At 37.1% G+C, this 16,990-nt stretch carries 17 protein-coding genes and 1 tRNA gene; 11 read left to right on the plus strand and 7 right to left on the minus strand.

Features of this window, described 5'->3' with window-relative positions; translation table 11 throughout:
- Positions 1-24 precede the first annotated feature (24 nt).
- On the plus strand, positions 25-882 hold the full coding sequence (locus ACG59Z_RS02735; RefSeq protein WP_400197875.1) for a LysR family transcriptional regulator: 858 nt from the start codon (positions 25-27) through the stop codon (positions 880-882).
- Positions 883-1,000: 118 nt separating this feature from the next.
- Here the strand turns inward: ACG59Z_RS02735 and ACG59Z_RS02740 are convergent, their stop codons facing one another.
- A complete protein-coding gene (locus ACG59Z_RS02740) occupies positions 1,001-1,531 on the minus strand; it encodes a MarR family winged helix-turn-helix transcriptional regulator (RefSeq protein ID WP_396478389.1) in 531 nt (176 codons plus the stop codon).
- A gap of 70 nt (positions 1,532-1,601) precedes the next feature.
- On the opposite strand from ACG59Z_RS02740, the gene ACG59Z_RS02745 reads away from it, so the two are divergent.
- On the plus strand, positions 1,602-2,474 hold the full coding sequence (locus tag ACG59Z_RS02745; RefSeq protein ID WP_396478387.1) for an EamA family transporter: 873 nt from the start codon (positions 1,602-1,604) through the stop codon (positions 2,472-2,474).
- Positions 2,475-2,514: 40 nt separating this feature from the next.
- The gene (locus ACG59Z_RS02750; protein WP_400197877.1) at positions 2,515-3,132 is read left to right on the plus strand and encodes a nitroreductase family protein; all 618 of its coding nucleotides are present in this window, start codon (positions 2,515-2,517) and stop codon (positions 3,130-3,132) included.
- A 233-nt stretch (positions 3,133-3,365) separates the two neighbouring features.
- Here the strand turns inward: ACG59Z_RS02750 and ACG59Z_RS02755 are convergent, their stop codons facing one another.
- Positions 3,366-3,920 carry a TetR/AcrR family transcriptional regulator gene (locus tag ACG59Z_RS02755; RefSeq protein WP_400197879.1) on the minus strand — a complete coding sequence of 185 codons (555 nt, stop codon included), beginning with the start codon at positions 3,918-3,920 and terminating at the stop codon, positions 3,366-3,368.
- A 730-nt stretch (positions 3,921-4,650) separates the two neighbouring features.
- Here ACG59Z_RS02755 and ACG59Z_RS02760 point away from each other — a divergent pair.
- The 5 genes from ACG59Z_RS02760 (at position 4,651) to ACG59Z_RS02780 (ending at position 7,469) form a co-directional block, all read left to right on the plus strand.
- The gene (locus ACG59Z_RS02760; RefSeq protein ID WP_400197881.1) at positions 4,651-5,190 is read left to right on the plus strand and encodes a PAAR domain-containing protein; all 540 of its coding nucleotides are present in this window, start codon (positions 4,651-4,653) and stop codon (positions 5,188-5,190) included.
- Between the two features lie 2 nt (positions 5,191-5,192).
- Complete coding sequence (locus tag ACG59Z_RS02765; RefSeq protein WP_031952999.1) at positions 5,193-5,888, plus strand: hypothetical protein; 696 nt, start codon at positions 5,193-5,195, stop codon at positions 5,886-5,888.
- Positions 5,848-6,345 carry a hypothetical protein gene (locus tag ACG59Z_RS02770; RefSeq protein WP_079377792.1) on the plus strand — a complete coding sequence of 166 codons (498 nt, stop codon included), beginning with the start codon at positions 5,848-5,850 and terminating at the stop codon, positions 6,343-6,345. The genes ACG59Z_RS02765 and ACG59Z_RS02770 overlap by 41 nt, the downstream gene beginning before the upstream one ends.
- Before the next feature lie 109 nt (positions 6,346-6,454).
- The gene (locus ACG59Z_RS02775) at positions 6,455-6,949 is read left to right on the plus strand and encodes a hypothetical protein (protein ID WP_400197883.1); all 495 of its coding nucleotides are present in this window, start codon (positions 6,455-6,457) and stop codon (positions 6,947-6,949) included.
- A 37-nt stretch (positions 6,950-6,986) separates the two neighbouring features.
- Positions 6,987-7,469 (plus strand): hypothetical protein, encoded by a 483-nt coding sequence (locus tag ACG59Z_RS02780; protein WP_400197885.1) that lies wholly within the window; start codon positions 6,987-6,989, stop codon positions 7,467-7,469.
- Between the two features lie 442 nt (positions 7,470-7,911).
- Here the strand turns inward: ACG59Z_RS02780 and ACG59Z_RS02785 are convergent, their stop codons facing one another.
- From ACG59Z_RS02785 to efp, 5 genes are all read right to left on the minus strand, one after another.
- Entirely contained in the window at positions 7,912-8,505 is a 594-nt protein-coding gene (locus ACG59Z_RS02785; protein WP_400197886.1) for a DUF6714 family protein, read from the minus strand.
- A gap of 112 nt (positions 8,506-8,617) precedes the next feature.
- Positions 8,618-8,694, minus strand: a tRNA-Val gene (locus tag ACG59Z_RS02790).
- 168 nt (positions 8,695-8,862) lie between these two features.
- The gene (locus ACG59Z_RS02795; protein ID WP_151740500.1) at positions 8,863-9,165 is read right to left on the minus strand and encodes a YbdD/YjiX family protein; all 303 of its coding nucleotides are present in this window, start codon (positions 9,163-9,165) and stop codon (positions 8,863-8,865) included.
- Between the two features lie 2 nt (positions 9,166-9,167).
- Positions 9,168-11,264: a carbon starvation CstA family protein gene (locus ACG59Z_RS02800; RefSeq protein WP_400197887.1), complete on the minus strand. Its 2,097-nt coding sequence runs from the start codon at positions 11,262-11,264 to the stop codon at positions 9,168-9,170.
- Positions 11,265-11,428: 164 nt separating this feature from the next.
- Complete coding sequence (gene efp / locus ACG59Z_RS02805; protein ID WP_263614294.1) at positions 11,429-11,998, minus strand: elongation factor P; 570 nt, start codon at positions 11,996-11,998, stop codon at positions 11,429-11,431.
- Positions 11,999-12,071: 73 nt separating this feature from the next.
- On the opposite strand from efp, the gene epmB reads away from it, so the two are divergent.
- The 3 genes from epmB to ACG59Z_RS02820 are packed head-to-tail and all read left to right on the plus strand — an operon-like array spanning position 12,072 to position 16,954.
- Positions 12,072-13,088, plus strand: a complete 1,017-nt coding sequence (epmB, locus tag ACG59Z_RS02810; RefSeq protein ID WP_002052728.1) for an EF-P beta-lysylation protein EpmB — start codon at positions 12,072-12,074, stop codon at positions 13,086-13,088.
- 15 nt (positions 13,089-13,103) lie between these two features.
- The gene (locus ACG59Z_RS02815; protein WP_396463942.1) at positions 13,104-14,849 is read left to right on the plus strand and encodes a GTPase; all 1,746 of its coding nucleotides are present in this window, start codon (positions 13,104-13,106) and stop codon (positions 14,847-14,849) included.
- Positions 14,846-16,954 (plus strand): EAL domain-containing protein, encoded by a 2,109-nt coding sequence (locus ACG59Z_RS02820; protein ID WP_400197890.1) that lies wholly within the window; start codon positions 14,846-14,848, stop codon positions 16,952-16,954. Before ACG59Z_RS02815 ends, ACG59Z_RS02820 begins: the two co-directional genes overlap by 4 nt.
- Positions 16,955-16,990 lie beyond the last annotated feature (36 nt).

The following is a 16,990-nucleotide window of genomic DNA, read 5'->3' on the forward strand; positions in this document are numbered from 1 at the left end:
AGATCATTTAGCCTTTAAAATTTGATGGATAAAATAGACTGTATTAATACTTTTATAAGTGTGGTAGAGAATGGAAATTTTAGTCATGCTTCTAGAAATCTAGGCATTACAAGAGATCAAGTTTCAAAAAGAATTTTTTATTTAGAAAGTCTATTTAATACACCATTATTTATACGCAACACCCGAAAGATGGACTTAACTCGCTCTGGAGAAAAGTTCTATGAGCGATGCAAAGTGATTGTGAAAGAGTTAGATTTAGCAGCTCATGACTTTGTATACGACCAGAAATACCCTGAAGGCTTACTCAAAATTAGTGCTCCACATGCCTTTATCCAAACGTGCTTTTCAGATGTCATTTCTAATTTTCTAATCAAATATCCTCATATTGAAATTGATCTTATGTTTTCAGACCACTCAACTCATATCAATCCCCATAAATTTGATGTGATTTTAAAAGTTGATGAAAATATTGAAGAGCAAAATACTTTCATTTTAAACACGTATAAAAGAAGCTTTTATGCAACAGACGCGTATTTAAATAAATATGGAAAACCGAAAAATATAGAGGAGCTTAGAGAACATAGTATTTTACTATATTCTAAAGATGACTTAAAAAATAATATTATTAACTCAATACCAAAATTGACATGTAATAATATAGAAATTCTTTTAGAACTTTGTAAGAGAAATCAAGGTATTTTATTTGCACCTGATTTTTTAGCAAAAAAATATGAAGATGAGGGAATTATTATTAATTATTCAAAAACCCTTTTAAACTCTGACCTTTATTTTTATGCAACCACACCTTATGGATTAAGAGTTCCAAAGAAGGTTGAACTTTTTTTAAATTCTTTAAAGCAGTACTTCGAAAATTATCATTAAGGCATTAAAGGCTAGACCTTAGCTTGGTTATAGCGTAATTCGTATATATCACCAAGTCCTAATTATAAAATATCAATTTTTAATTAGGACTTAGCAGAAATTTGCATACTTAATATGCTTACTTAACCTTTTTTGAAGACTTCTCTAAAGATTGGAGCAGTACTGATAGAGAAGCATTGATATTGTCTATTTCATTACTCGACAGTACTGAAAGTATATGACGTTCATTCTCTACATGTGCTTCTACTGCCTTATTGATGAGCTCCAATCCATGACTGGTAAGTTGTACAAGCATACTACGAGCATCTTCTTCGTTATCTATACGCTCAATAAGATTCCTCTGCTCAAGTTTTTTTAAACGATGCGTCATTGTCCCAGAAGTAATCATTAATGCTGAAAACAATTCAGTTGGACTTAGCCTATATGGAGATCCCGAACGTCGAAGGGTAGCTAACATATCAAATTCCCAAAGACTCAGGTCAAAGGTTGAGAACGTAGATTCTAAAAGCCGTTCTAACAAAGTCGCACAGCGTTTAATGCGACCAATAGGCCCCATAGGACTGGCATCAAGATCCGGTCGTTCTTTCGCCCATTGTTCTAAAATTTTATCAACTTCATCTTTTCCAAGACTATCGTTCTGATTTTTCATTTATCTTGACTTCAAGTTAATTAGTGTGACAACATAATAATATCTTGAATTGAAGATAAATTACAACAATATGTCAAATACATTACCAACATCACGCGGGTTAGATATTTTACTCACCGCATTAGCTCCTCTCATTTGGGGTTCCACATATATTGTGACATCGGAACTTTTACCATCCGACCGTCCATTTACCTCAGCACTTATACGAGTATTACCAGCAGGCTTACTCTTACTTTTGTTGACGCGCCGCATGCCTGCAAAAAATGATTGGTGGCGCCTCATCATACTTGGGGCACTCAATATAGGATTTTTCCAAGCCTTTTTGTTTATAGCAGCCTATCGTTTACCCGGTGGATTGGCAGCTGTACTTGGTGCAATTCAGCCTTTACTTGTAATGGTAATCGCTTGGGTAGTAGATGGTCGGTCACCGCTCAGATCTACATTATGGGCAGCCGTAATAGGTATGTTTGGAATGGCAATCTTGCTGTTATCGCCTAATACCGTATTTGAACCGATTGGAATCTTAGCAGCCTTATTAGGTGCTATTTGTATGGCATGTGGCGTGTGGCTAACCTCCCGCTGGAAGTTGGATATGCCATTACTCGCTCTTACGGGTTGGCAGCTTGTGATTGGGGGCTTAATTCTTCTACCTATAGCTTGGATGGTAGATGCACCTCTCCCTACTTTAAAACCTGTCCAATATATTTCTTACGCTTATCTGAGCTTGGCGGGTGCTTTAGTGGCTTATGTACTTTGGTTTAGAGGCATAAGCCGTCTGCCAAGTGTAGCTGTTGCATCCCTTGGGTTACTTAGTCCCCTTACTGCGGTTGTACTGGGTTGGGCTTTGTTATCACAGTCAATTTCAGGAACTGCCCTTTTAGGATTAGTCATCGTGCTCATTAGTGTGTTTGTAGTGCAATGGACCACAGCACGTCGTAATTAATGATTAACTTTAAAATTATTTTCTCTTTTCTGAGGCTTATATGAATATCTCTATACAACACGCTATCGAAACTCGCACATCAATTAATAACTTTCAGCCAAATCGCTCATTAGATGAAGCTACCATCAAGTTATTAGTCGAATTAGCAACTAAAGCTCCGTCGGCTTATAATTTACAAAATTGGCGTTTCATAGCTGTACGCTCTGAAGAATCAAAACAATTATTAAAAGTGGCGGCTTTCGGACAAGATAAAATTACTGACGCTTCCGTAAACTTTATAATCTGCGGCACTTTTGATGCACATCATCAACTGCATAACGCACTTCAGCCATCCCTAGAAAATAATATTATGGGACATAAAGTGATTGATAGCTGGGTAAGACAAGCGACTCATGCTTATCAAGATAACGCTATATTACAACGCGATGAGGCCATTCGCTCTGCATCTTTAGCTGCAATGACTTTAATACTCGCAGCACAAGAAATGGGTTTAGGAACTTGTGCAATGGGTGGATTTGATGCAAAACAAGTTTCTCAAGATTTTGACCTTACTGCGAATGAATTGCCTGTCATGATTGTTGCTGTGGGTTATCCTACAACCAATAATTGGGCGCAAAAAATACGTAAGCCTGTAACCGAAGTTCTTACTATTGTTTAGTAAAGCTATAACCACAACGGAAAGTATCTGTTGCTGTTCATTCTATAGATAGTCATCAGTCATTATTTTTTAATTGGTTATAGAACTACTCTCGTTTAAATCTGATAGTTATCATTTTTTGTGACTATCAGATTTTAAATAGAGCTAACATTTTTTCAGTCTAAGTTCATTTCTCATCAATAAGTATTGAATAAATTAGGTGGTCGATGAGATACCAAATATTTTTATAAACGTTAAACCAACCTTCGCAAAAAATACTCAAGTACCGTCTCACTTTCATCTACCCCATCCGAGCTTAAAAGCTGAATAATGGCGCTCTCAATTATATATAAAAAGATTCTGGCATCGGTAAAGGAAACATCTGTTTTGAGTTGTCTAAGCTGGCTATAAATTTCATTGGTGAGCCATGTTCTGTATCTCACCGCGGTTTTATAGGCCTTTGAATAAGTATTTTTAGTTTCAAAAATGGCTCTAAATAATAAGTAATACGGCCCCTCTAAGTCGGTATGTAATACATAAAGTTTCTTGAGTTTATCGAGTGTACTGGTGTCATCGTCGTACTCGACCATTGCAATCACTTGGTCTTGAAGGCGTTCTTTTTGCACGATTAGACAAATTTCAATGAAGCGTTCTTTAGAATGAAAATAATTATAAAACGTCATTTTGTTCACTTCGGTTTCTCTCACAATTTTGTCGACGCCGACCATGTGAAACCCACCGTGATGGAACAGATTAATCCCTTTTTTTACAACTTCAAAAGCACGTGTTGGAAGAATTAAATTTGGCATAGTTTTACCGTTATAAAATAAATTTTTGTTGTATATAAATGAGATAAAAAAGCCTGTGCCCTTTCTGGGAGAAAAAAAGACACAGCAAAGCCATAAAGACTGTGCTTGGCACATCTCAAGTTTTATTGTTGATGCAAGTTTTTTGAGCCGTAATGACTGAAAGCCTGAAAACCCTAAAGGTCATCAAGCTGCTTTAAATTTTTAAGTGGTGTCGTTATAGCTTTTGGCAAAGGTTGCCAAGAAATAATGGATGTGCAAAGCCAACTCCTTTTTATTGGGAGTTCTGCCAGACATTTATAGAATTATGGTGGCAGAACGGAAGAAGGTTGACAGACTAGTAATAACTCAAACTAGCACACCCGAAGGTGTCCCTCTCCCGTCCTACCGCTACGGGAGGGAACGAGTGGTCCACCACACACAAAACTATTCCTCAGAAGGAAAAGCTCTGATGCGGGAGTTATTATTCAGCCTGTCAAAGCCGGCTGGCAATGTGGCCAGCAGGCAAAGGATAGTGCTCTGCCCTTTAGCAGTCAAGCACACAAAATGACATTTGTTTTAAATTAGATCATTAAAAAGTAAGGATAAATAATAGATAAGTGATTGTTTAAGAGGGGTTTATAAAGGTGAGATATTTTAGAGATCACAGACTTTTCTCTAGAAAATAGACAGATCTGTATATTTTTCTTTGTTATCATTCGCCCAATTCATGAAAATAACAAGGAATAATAATTTGGCGACACCCTATATCACCATAGGTTGCCCGACTACGGGCGGCGGCAAAGTAATTAGTGGAAACTCATTATTTCTCATTGATGGAAAAGCTGTAGCTTGCACAGGTGATAAAGCCACCTGCCCTACACATAAATTAGTAGCCACGATTGTATCGGGTGATCCGTGCATGAATATTTTTGGCAAAATGGCGGCGCGTGTTGGTGACTCTCTATCCTGTGGTTGTAAGTTACTTCCACAACAAAGTTTAGTTGTTCAGGATAATGGGGGTGGTTCTGCACAAAGTTCCCATACAAATCAAGCACAAGATAGCTTTGCACCTCAAACTGACGAACACGGACTTAAGTTCCAACTTAAAGATCAAGAGACAGGCAAACCACTCGCGCAACAATATTTTAAATTAAAGAGTTCTGATGGAACTGAAATCGAAGGATTTACTGATAAAAGTGGTTATACAAAATTAATTAAAACCGGTACTGAAGCCAAAGAAATTGATTTAACAACTTTTGATTTATCCGAACCTATGGCTGAGTGGAATTAATAATGTCAGATAAAAATTTAAGAAACCCTTATAGTCGTAATATACCTGACACCTCGCCCGCTTGGGATGCTTATCCAACCGAACAAAAAGTTTGTGAAATTACTGAACCACTTTGTAATGAACATATAAAAATTAGAAACTATTACATGGCAAGACCATACAATTTTATGATGAACATAAATCAATGGTCAGAAGTCAAAAATGATATTGAACTATTAATGGCTGTACGTTTTGGTATGGAATGGGATGTAAATAAACTTCCTTCAAGTAATATGTCTGATCCTGCTTTTCATACAGGAATGTATATAAAGTTTCATAATTATGTACTCAAACATGCAATGAAAGAAGGTGCGCGAATTGTTGGTGAATTTCAGCAAACAGCATTTAAAGTTCGCTTCTTAAGTACATTTGCCGTAGATGAACTTCTTGAACTTCGTAATTTAAGCAAATTCGACCAAGGCAAGGAAATTTACTCAAAAATTGGAGACTTAAAAGATACACTTTCAAAATTAAATGCTGGATCAGCAAGTGCCGATTTGACAAAATTACGAAGAAATAATGGTCCACTTTTCATCAATAGAGAAATGTTTAAAAAAGTATTCAATCAGGATTACAACCCTAAAATGATCCAGATTATGAAAGAAAATAGAGAATACAATGGAGATCCTCACAGTGTTGGCAATCAGCAACTTTTCTAAAAAATTTATTGTACCTTTACTATTACTTGCGATTACTGGCTGTGCTAATACACAAGTAAATAATGACCGTGAAGCTTTAGTAAATGCGACACGTGGAGCAGTGAATATGGTGATCACAGATCATCATGTTTATCAAAAGGCTTTAGCTTCTGAAACAAGTGAAGTAAAGAAAGCAATGATCTACTCCACTTTAGAAAAAGCAGATATTTTGCGAACTTTTGAAACGGAAATTGGAAAGGATTTCGTTATTGAAGAAAGTTTGAATACGCGTAAATTAAATGATTTATGCTGGATGGCTAAATTTATTAGACAATCTAAAAATGAACTACCATCTAAGGATCAGACTATCTACAGCGATATTTTTACTTGGATTGGTGAGAAGGAACAGTCGTGGTTAAAGAAACTTAATCAATCATATAGTAAAGACGAACTCGGTGAAGATGATTGTCGAAAGTGAGTAATAAAAAAGCCCTAATTCTTTAGGGCTTTTAAAATAATTTTACTCAAATCAAAATGCCCCTTACTAAGCTCTCTTTTATATTAACTTTGGTTTCAAAATATAAATCATGCATAGAAAATTAATCAGTATTATTGTTCTCATTTCTGTATTTGGAGTTACTGCTTACAGCAAAGCATCATCGGACAAAGATGATATTGATCAATATGTTAAAGTTGATTTGAAAAAATATGCGACGGATAATTATAGAGTTTTTATTGAAGCTAATAAGAACTTTTCCAATGAGCCTGCCTTAAAAGAAACACTATTTAATAACACCTATGTAAAGTTGGAAACAGCAAGAAGTCTTTTAAATGAAGAATACTCTAATTGGGTAGTTGGTTTAGATAAGAATAGTTTTGATTATGCAGACCTAAACACAGTGTGCTGGATGACTGTGTACATGGAGAATTACGTTAAAAAAATCAATGTAGATTATAAAAAAGATATTAAAAATGAAACTTTAAATGATGTTCATCGTTTATACGAAGAACGGAAAAAGATCATTAAGCTAAGAGATAGTAAAGATCAAACAGCTAAAAATTTCGTTCAAGTATGCAGTTAAAAAGTATCCTTTCAATGAAAAAACAGAGATCCAAATAATGTCAGCAAACAGAACTTATATTAAATTTATCTGTCCCCCTCTGTTTATGCTTTTCATGAATGGTTGTGCTAATACACAAGTAAATAATGACCGTGAAGCTTTAGTAAATGCGACATGTGGTGCAGTAAATATGCTGATTATGGATCAACCCGTCTATAAAAATGCTATAGCATCCGAAAAGAATAAAGTTACAAATGCTTTGCTGTATACCACTTTAAAGAAAGCAGGTGTTTTAAGCGAGCTTGAAAAAGAAATTGGAAATAACTTTGTAATTGAAGAAAGCCTTTCCTTAGCTCAACTAAATAAACTTTGTTGGACAACTAAGTTTCTTCAGCATTATAAAAAAGACTTATCCCCTCAGTCTCAAGTTGATTATCAGAAAGTTTATGCTTGGGTGGATGCCAAGCAGTCAACATGGTTAAAAAAACTAAATGAGGGATATACCAAAGATGAACTCGGTGCTGATGATTGCCGAAAATAATTAATAAAAAGCCCTAGTTATTTAGGGCTTTTTTCTATATCTGCTATATCTATAAAAACACTTGTTTGGCCATTAAATATATGAGCTTGCATATTCAAAACTGATTGTTCATAAAAAAATCAAATCTTTCAAATTAAGCCCCAAATAATATATGTACAAATAAAGCTTGAATGCTATATTCAGCTCATGAGTTAGCTCTATTTGCTTAAATGCTTAGATGGGTTAACTTGCCAAAGCCGTTTTTAGAAATAGCTTAATGACCTGCTTCTTGTCGTGATCATTTTTACAACTTAATCTCAATGGGGGCAGGTCGCCATCTCTCACCCACTACCCGCTTCAATCTTCGCTATTGATTTTAATTCTAATCGGTTTCATACAAAAAACAGGCATTAAAAAAGGGCTTATATGTTATTAAAGCGATGAAAACCCTTTATCGTTACACTCAGAATCCTAATAAACTTATATTATTTAAACACTCATCTACTCCTTCTTTCATCTCTAGAGATAGAGTGGAAATAAATAACAGAAAGTCTTTTAGCACTTCTATTTGTGCTTTGGTAAAACAATTTAATAACGTAGAAATTTCTTCAAAAGTATTTGACCTTCTTAAACGATAAAACCAAGATAAAAAACTAGGTGAAGATAGAACTTCTGTGTCTTTTAAAACAGAACTCATAATAGCTGGGGTATAAAACAGAAATCCTTGAGGTTTTAAAAAACTAAAACCCGTATGGTAGTTGTTTAAATATGAAACAGGTATTTCAAAAGGATTACTGTACCTATTATTCATTTTTCTCTTTTCTTTAATTGCATTTACAGCCTCGTTAAAGTCCTCTCTAAACCAATTACCAGTCTCAAGAAGGAAAAGTTCCTGCTTTACCCATTCTTCCTCAGTTAAGTTTAAATCGGTGCGCCTTTTATCGAAGTACCAATAACTTGTATCGGCATAGTCTTCCTCAGGTAAGGTATAAGCATCTCCCAGAGTAACATTTTTATACTCGAATTCTATTTGCTTCTTTAAAGTATCAATATTCATTTTATTGTCCTAAAACCCCTAGTTTCCAACTCCGCCAAATATAGAATGCGACAAACAGGCATAAAAAAAGGGCTTACATGTTATTAAAACGATGTAAACCCTTTATAAATCTTGGTAGGTATATCCAGACTCGAACTGGAGACCTCTACGATGTCAACGTAGCGCTCTAACCAACTGAGCTATACACCTAGAATGGAAAGCATCATATTCATTTTTCAAAAGCAAAACAAGACATTTACCATTGAAAAAAATACAAATGAGCAGACTTTGAGCAAACTCTTTTTCATTTCCCAAAAAGTAAAACGGTACATGGTTCAACCACATACCGTCTTTGGTTAGCCAAATATCAAGCTCAACTTAACAAGGGCATTTCTTCAAAGTACCACCTGCCGATGGATAACGCACATCAACACAATGACGATAGAAAGTCTTCGCATCCATAGGTATTAAATCTGGATGATGGGCTTTCATATGTTCCAAATATGTTTGATAGTCCGGCACCCCAACCATAAGTCGGAAGCTTTGCTGTAAACGTTGCCACAAGGTTGCTATACGCGACCAGTTCTTTGGAGAAAGTAATAGCTCTTTTTGAGAGAGCACTGTCATTTTGATGATTTTCGCAATAATGACAGTTCCATTTTTTGCAAATTTAAAGTTCATCTTTATTCTCCTCGAGTGGTAACCACTTTAGGATCGGCATATACCGCAGGTTCTTCATTTACAGTCGGAGTACGACTCGCTAAAGCACGGCGAACAATACCAATTGAGGCAATAATCATGACAATCGAAACAATCATAAAGAAGCCACAAAGCGCAGCATTAATCTGATTCGACATCACAATGTTTTGCATCTCAGCAATAGTTTTGGCTGGTTTAATAATTTCACCGCGAGCAATCGCATCAGAGAACTTATGCGCTTGCGCCAAGAAACCAATTTTTGGGTTTTCATGGAAAATCTTTTGCCAACCCGCAGTCATACAGGTCACGAACAAGAAAATAGTTGGGATAATCGTCACCCATACATATTTTTCTTTTTTCATTTTAAACAGAATGACTGTACCTAAAATGAGTGCCATTGAAGCCAGCATTTGGTTACCAACACCAAATAAAGGCCATAATGAGTTAACACCGCCAAGTGGGTCAATCACACCTTGATAGACGAAGAAGCCCCATCCACCAACTGCAACGGCTGTACCAACCAAATTACCAAAGAAAGAACCTGATGCTTTAACCGCAGGAATAACAATACCTACAGTATCTTGCACCATAAAACGACAAGCACGAGTACCCGCATCGACAGCAGTTAAAATAAATAATGCTTCAAACAAAATGGCAAAGTGATACCAAAATGCCATCATTTGGCGGCTATTAAAAATTTCAGAAATGATATGAGCCATACCAATCGCAAAGGTAGGCGCACCCCCTGTACGTGAAAGAATCGAGCTTTCACCTACTTCTTGAGCCAATACGGTTAACATTTCTGGGGTAACCACAAAGCCTAAATTACGTACAGCTTCTGCCGCAGTTTCTACAGTTGTACCGAGTACTGCCGCTGGCGCATTAATCGCAAAATACACACCCGGGTCTAAAACTGTCGCACAGATCATTGCCATGATCCCGACAAAAGACTCCATAAGCATACCGCCGTAGCCAATCACACGAATATCAGCTTCGTTATCGACGAGTTTTGGTGTCGTACCACTAGATACAAGTGCATGGAAACCAGAAATGGCACCACAGGCAATGGTAATAAATAGGAATGGGAATAAACTACCTGAGAAAACTGGACCTGTACCATCAATGAAGTGAGTTACAGCAGGCATTTTCAATTCAGGTAATGCAATGATAATACCCACCGCCAAACCAAGAATTACCCCGATTTTAAGGAAAGTAGATAAATAATCACGTGGTGCTAATAACAACCAAACAGGTAATACCGATGCGATAAAACCATAAATGATGAGACACCAAGTCAGTTGTGTACCCGTTAAAGTGAAGAATTCACCCCAGTACGGGTCTGCTGCAACATGTCCACCATAGACAATTGCCAGCATCATTAAAACAAAGCCAATAATTGAAACTTCTGCAATACGTCCCGGACGGATAAAGCGCATATAAACGCCCATGAACAAGGCAATTGGAATGGTTGCTGCAATACTAAAGACACCCCATGGACTATGTGCAAGTGCTTTAACAACCACCAACGCCAGTACTGCAAGGATAATAATCATTACACCAAGCGCACCGAGCATTACGACAATACCAGCAAAAGAACCAAGCTCCTGCTTTGCCATTTCACCAAGTGAACGACCATCACGGCGTGTTGAGATAAATAAAACTAAAAAGTCTTGTACTGCACCCGCCAGAACTACACCGACCAATAACCAGATGGTTCCTGGTAAAAAGCCCATTTGTGCAGCCAAAATTGGTCCAACTAACGGCCCTGCTCCTGCAATGGCAGCAAAGTGGTGACCGAAAAGCACATATTTATTGGTGGGTACATAATCCAGACCATCGGCTAAACGATGTGCTGGGGTTAAACGTCTTGGGTTTAATTCAAATACTTTAGTTGCAATAAATAGACTATAAAATCGATATGCGATGCTATATACACATGCTGCAGCCAGTACAAGCCAAACCGCGTTAACATGTTCACCACGACTGAGTGCCAGCATCCCAAAAGAAATTGCACCTATAATTGCCACTAGGCTCCAGACCAGCTTGGAGGGAAGCGTAGATTTCGCTTGCATTGTGTCCATTCTTAACCTCTCAATAAATAACTACAGCATTTTTATATTGTTATGTACTGTTTCTCTTAATCCCTGTGACTCTACTCCTCCTTTTTCTTTTTTCCTCTTATACTTTCGCATAAAAAAAGGGATGATTTACATCATCCCTTCGATAATAGTTTATTTTTTAACTATTATGCACGCTCTAAATAATCGCCAGTACGAGTATCTACACGAACGCTTTCTTCTTGCTGAACAAATAACGGAACACGAACAACCGCACCTGTTTCAAGCTTAGCTGGTTTACCGCCACCGCCAGATGTATCACCACGTACGCCCGGATCAGTTTCAACAATTTTTAATACAACGAAGTTCGGTGGGCTTACTGTTAAAGGTACACCGTTGAACAACATAATTGTACATTTTTCATTTGAATCGTCTTTTAACCATTTAGCAGCATCGCCCATTGCAATTTTGTCTGCAGCAATTTGCTCAAAAGTTACAGGATCCATGAAGTTCCACATTTCACCGTCGTTGTATAGGTATTCCATTTCAACTTCAACGATGTCAGCCGCTTCTAAAGAGTCACCTGATTTGAAAGTTTTTTCTAATACTTTGCCAGTTTTAAGGTTACGTAATTTTACACGGTTGAACGCTTGACCTTTACCTGGTTTTACATATTCGTTTTCCATGATAGAACATGGGTTACCATCAAGCATAACCTTAAGGCCAGCTTTGAAATCATTTGTAGAATAATAGGCCATGAAAGGCACACTCCAAACTTAACAAGTCAACTATGCGATATAATGCGTTGTTGCATTATCTTAATCGTGTCAAATGATAAACTATTTATACCAAGAGCAAAACTGGCAATCACAACTCAGTGACCTTATTACTGATCCTTCTGAATTGCTAAGCCTACTCGAGTTATCCTCAGATCAGCTATTATCAGGTGCGATTCTGGCTTCTGAAAAGTTTAAATTGCGTGTTCCTCGTGCGTTCGTCGGAAAAATGAACGCTAAAAACCCGCTTGACCCGCTTTTACTACAAGTATTACCTCATCATTTAGAGCTTGAGGAACATCCTGAGTTTGTTACAGACCCTTTAGGTGAAGAAGCAGCCAACCAGTTACCGGGTGTTTTACATAAATATAAATCGCGCTTTTTACTAACTTTGACGGGTGCATGTGCTGTGCATTGTCGTTATTGTTTCCGTCGTCACTTCCCTTATCAGGAAAATCTGCCAAAAAATGATGATTGGCTCAATATTAAAAACTATATCGAAGCCAATCCTGACATTAATGAAGTAATTTTAAGTGGTGGTGACCCACTTACACTTTCTAACCGTAAGTTAGCACTTTGGCTAGAACGTTTATCATCTCTCAAACAAGTAAAGATTTTGCGAATTCATTCACGAGTTCCAATTGTCATTCCAAATCGAATCGACGAAGAGCTGATTTCTTTATTAAAAAACAGTAGGCTGCGTATTATTCTGGTGGTACACTCGAACCATGCTTCTGAGCTCGATGACTTTACTTGTTCAAAGTTGATGGAGTTATCTTCACACCACATTACTGTACTAAATCAGGCGGTATTGCTAAAAGGTGTCAATGATTCTGCTCAAACTTTAACTGACTTAAGTTATCGTCTATTTGAAGCTCGCGTTATGCCATATTACTTACACGTATTAGATAAAGTAAAAGGTGCACAACATTTTGATTTAATGCCATCTGAAATAGATGCGATATATCAAGACGTGTTAGCGAGCCTACCTGGATATCTGGTTCCTAAACTCGTCAGGGAAATTGCGGGCGAAAAGAATAAAACACCGCTTTTTGGGGCTACAACTTTTTGAGTTATATAATAAGTGATGATGAATAATGCACTTTCGGACATTTTTCACAATCAAACCGTACGTACTCGTGAACGGTTAAGCTTTTGTGAAGCCAACATTAAAGACCTTAATGAATGGGTTACTACCCTTTCTATTATGCAATTGGGTGATACTTCAAAAGCGCTATTTACCGCAATTTTGGAGTTAAATGAATTAAATTGCAGTGAAACACTTCGCTTTGACTTAATTCAAACGCTTCACCCAACCATTAATAATGTTTTGGCAAGTTTAGAAAAGAACTTCTTTAACCAAGGTGTGATTAGTACAGATCGTAACGAGCATATTATTGAGCTGGCAATGCTGTTGCGCTGTTATTTTGCCAGCATTTATTTAAATATTGCACAGACCAGTCACGAACAGCTGCAAAAACAGAAGTTCTCTTTGTTTTCATTTAAGCAAAAGAAAAACTTACAAACTGCACGTATTTTGGCGACATTCCATGCGTTGCAGCAACTGACCAACCTTTTATACCAACAGCATATGCTCTATAGCGAACCTGTAAAAGGTCAATGGTTAATTGCACATCAACTTTATGAAACAGCCGTTCAACACAAATACCATTTAACCAATATTAATCATATTCAAGGCGTGCAACATCCTTTAGCGAATATTACGCAGGCTTATGCACAGCTTATTTTATTAGATATTTTTAATACCAATCAGATTCGTCAATCAGAAATTCAGGCTTTGTTTCAATGTAGTTTCGACTGGGCACGCATGATTCAAATCTTGCCTAAAGACTCTGCTTTAACAAAGTATGTGGTCGATCCAACTAAAGACCACCCGCCTGTATATAACAAAAAACAAAGTTCAAACTTCAACCCAAGTATTTTTATTAGCACGCAAGCATTGCTTGAGCATGTCACTGCCACCATGCATAAAAATGCTCAATATATGTCTAAAAATGAAAAGATTTATTTGAGCCCAGCACTAAAATTCCATGTTCAAACCATTTTGGGCACGACAGCACAACGCCGTCATGAACGTTATGAATATAATGCTGCACTGCAAATCTGTTTCGGGTTAAGTACTGCTCATTTTTACTTATCTAAAGCAAAAAACTTTGAAGAAACGCTACAGCTTAACAATAACTATAATCTACAAAGCGAATCGAAAGTTTTATCAAACCTAGAGAAAAAAGAGCAACAAACCTCGTCTTACCAACGCTTAAGCCGTGAAAGTAAAACCATTTATCAAACCACCGTGCTTGATATTAGTGTGAATGGCTACCGTATTAAATGGTCTGGTGAAGCGCCTAAAAACTTAAGAACTGGCGAATATATTTTAGTCAAAGAAACGCTGCATGGTCAGTGGCGTGGCGGTGTGATTCGCTGGATTAAACAATCGACTGAAAAAAGTCTGGAACTGGGTTTAGAAATTCTTTCACAAGCCATGTTCCCTTGTGCTGTACATATTCAGGCAGAGCGCCATACTCGTAATTACCACCCTGCACTATTACTACAAACTCAAAACTTAGAAGAAATACAAAACACGCTTATTTTACCGGGGTCTCAAATTTTTAGAGAGCAACAAACAATTCATTTACGATTGGGGACAGAAGAAATCAAAGTGTATCTACTCAAAGCACAACTCATTACTCAAAGTTTTATTCAATTTCAATTTGAACTTTTGAATGAGCAGCAGCAACACCTGCTTGATCAGTTCATGCTGAAAAAGAATAGTAACGTGAATAGCCAAGATTTATGGGAAGCATTAAAGTGAGAAACTCTTTACTATCTAAAAGGTTAAAACGTACTGAAATACGTTTACTCATTATTGATGATAACCAGTTACGTTATAACCAAATTTTAAATTTATTATCGGGGAATGATTATCAAGTTAATGCTTTATTACTTGATGATTTAAAAAGTTTTGAAAAGCAGCTCAATACATCCTGGGATGTCATTATTTTTGGTCGCGCATATGATTTGAAAATTGAACAAACTCTCTCCCTTGTTCAAGCCTCAGAACAGCCGCAGCTACCAATTTTACTTCTACAACCAGATGATTACCAAGCGCAGCAATATCAAAGCTATATTCAAAAAGGTATTTATGATGTAGTCCCGCTAGAACCTCTGGACTATTTCTATATTACGCTTGTTCGAGCACTGTCATACAGCCGCCTTTTACAAAAGGAACAACGTCTTTTGGCGGAGCTTGATACCATTCATACGCATACACAAACATTGGTCGATAACAGCCATAAAGCGGTCGCTATTTTCCAAGAAGGCATACACATTAAGGCAAATACCGAATATTTGAATCTTTTTGGCTTTCAGCAAGAAGAAGATATTATTGGCTTGCCAATTTTAGATGTCTTACAACCCAACGATTTAAATATTTTTAAACAACGTTTTAAGAAAATTTCTTTAGGACAGTTTGATCAAGCACGCTTCGAGATTCAAAGTCAGCATCAAGCCATTTCGGGTAATAATGCTTTAAAACTGGAATTTATTCCGAGCCAAGAAGAAGATGCTGTACAGCTGACCATCGACTATCAAGTTGATTTAAAAACACCAGCAAATACGGCACCGTCCGAGAAAACGACTGGGTTAAGCACAGCTTGGCCACAGATTAACCGACATTTATCGACCCACCCTGCGCAAGCAAATGCCATAGTTCTATTTAGACTTGCACAGTGCCCAGAACGCCTCTTTCAACAAGGTTGGCAGACTTTAGGGCAGTATTTCAATCAGCTACATGGTTTTTTAAAAGACCATGCACAAATGCCGATTTACCAAGTCGATTTGGGTACGTATGTCGGCATCTTACAAGCTGAAAATAGTACAGTTTTAAACTCTCAGTTGACGAGTTTACAAACTTTGCAAAAAGAGCACTTGTTAAAAGTGAATGAGCAAAACTTTTCAGTACAGTTAAAGCTTAGCTATGCTCCGCTTAATCAACCACTCACTGAGGTTTCATTTAGCTCATTACTTAATGAAGCTGAAAAGCAGAACCTACCTCAAGTTACCCCTCAGCTTGAAATAACGCCTATCGTAGAAAAAACAGTTTCTCCGAGCATTGAAGCTGTTCCTCTTGATTTAACGATTGAACATTTTGAGGTGACTTCGCAGTCTTCTTTGCTGCAGCAGTTAAGACAAAAACTAGCTCAGGGCCAAATACACCTGAAGTATCAGCAAGTTTATGACAAGCATGATGAAGAAACTCATAACTATGAAGTGACGAGTGGCTTCATTGCTGATGAGCAATGGCATGATTTAAATGACTTAGCTGACTTAAAAGAAGATGCTGAGTTATCAATTCAACTAGACCGCTGGATATTGGTAGAAGCATGTAAACAGCTTCATAACTTCATTGCTCAGTATCCTAAAGCAAGACTCATTATTAACCTTAATATTGATATTTTGCTGAAAGATAAGTCATTCCCTGAACTGATTTCAAAACTGCTTACCATCATTGGTAGCAAGCTTGAAAGTCCGCTAATTTTGCAATTTTCGGAACAGGCACTTCAGCACTACCTCCCAACAGCTCAGCCGCTGATTGGTCGTTTACGTCAACATGGTGCGGAAGTTTCAATCCGAGACTTTGCTTCTTCTATATATAGCGATTCAATTTTGCAGCAGCTTGATATTCAGCTTGTAAAATTACAGTCCAGCAAAACTGACCTATTAAGCTCAGACCAAGGACTTAGTAGCTTGCAAGAAAAAGTATTGAACTATCTAACTGTAAAACCGATTGGAATTTTACTGGCTAACCTAAATGATATGAACCTGTTTGCTAATGCATGGAATGTGGAAGCACGTTTCTTACAAGGTGATTATTTTCAGAAAAAGCTTGATCGCTTAACAGATGTGCAAGACCAATAATGGTCTTGTACGCTAAAAACAAAAAACGGGCATAAG

This window comes from Acinetobacter sp. ABJ_C1_1 (genome assembly GCF_044684115.1).
Taxonomy (GTDB): Bacteria; Pseudomonadota; Gammaproteobacteria; order Pseudomonadales; family Moraxellaceae; genus Acinetobacter; species Acinetobacter nosocomialis_A.

What these genes read in the sequence shown, in the direction of transcription:
- ACG59Z_RS02750 (WP_400197877.1), top strand. Translation starts at nt 2,515, where the DNA reads ATGAATATCTCTATACAACACGCTATCGAAACTCGCACATCAATTAAT.
- ACG59Z_RS02780 (WP_400197885.1), top strand. Translation starts at nt 6,987, where the DNA reads ATGTCAGCAAACAGAACTTATATTAAATTTATCTGTCCCCCTCTGTTT.
- ACG59Z_RS02800 (WP_400197887.1), bottom strand. Translation starts at nt 11,264, where the DNA reads ATGGACACAATGCAAGCGAAATCTACGCTTCCCTCCAAGCTGGTCTGG.
- ACG59Z_RS02785 (WP_400197886.1), bottom strand. Translation starts at nt 8,505, where the DNA reads ATGAATATTGATACTTTAAAGAAGCAAATAGAATTCGAGTATAAAAAT.
- ACG59Z_RS02795 (WP_151740500.1), bottom strand. Translation starts at nt 9,165, where the DNA reads ATGAACTTTAAATTTGCAAAAAATGGAACTGTCATTATTGCGAAAATC.
- ACG59Z_RS02740 (WP_396478389.1), bottom strand. Translation starts at nt 1,531, where the DNA reads ATGAAAAATCAGAACGATAGTCTTGGAAAAGATGAAGTTGATAAAATT.
- ACG59Z_RS02765 (WP_031952999.1), top strand. Translation starts at nt 5,193, where the DNA reads ATGTCAGATAAAAATTTAAGAAACCCTTATAGTCGTAATATACCTGAC.
- efp (WP_263614294.1), bottom strand. Translation starts at nt 11,998, where the DNA reads ATGGCCTATTATTCTACAAATGATTTCAAAGCTGGCCTTAAGGTTATG.
- epmB (WP_002052728.1), top strand. Translation starts at nt 12,072, where the DNA reads ATGATAAACTATTTATACCAAGAGCAAAACTGGCAATCACAACTCAGT.
- ACG59Z_RS02745 (WP_396478387.1), top strand. Translation starts at nt 1,602, where the DNA reads ATGTCAAATACATTACCAACATCACGCGGGTTAGATATTTTACTCACC.
- ACG59Z_RS02775 (WP_400197883.1), top strand. Translation starts at nt 6,455, where the DNA reads ATGCATAGAAAATTAATCAGTATTATTGTTCTCATTTCTGTATTTGGA.
- ACG59Z_RS02770 (WP_079377792.1), top strand. Translation starts at nt 5,848, where the DNA reads ATGGAGATCCTCACAGTGTTGGCAATCAGCAACTTTTCTAAAAAATTT.
- ACG59Z_RS02815 (WP_396463942.1), top strand. Translation starts at nt 13,104, where the DNA reads ATGATGAATAATGCACTTTCGGACATTTTTCACAATCAAACCGTACGT.
- ACG59Z_RS02755 (WP_400197879.1), bottom strand. Translation starts at nt 3,920, where the DNA reads ATGCCAAATTTAATTCTTCCAACACGTGCTTTTGAAGTTGTAAAAAAA.
- ACG59Z_RS02735 (WP_400197875.1), top strand. Translation starts at nt 25, where the DNA reads ATGGATAAAATAGACTGTATTAATACTTTTATAAGTGTGGTAGAGAAT.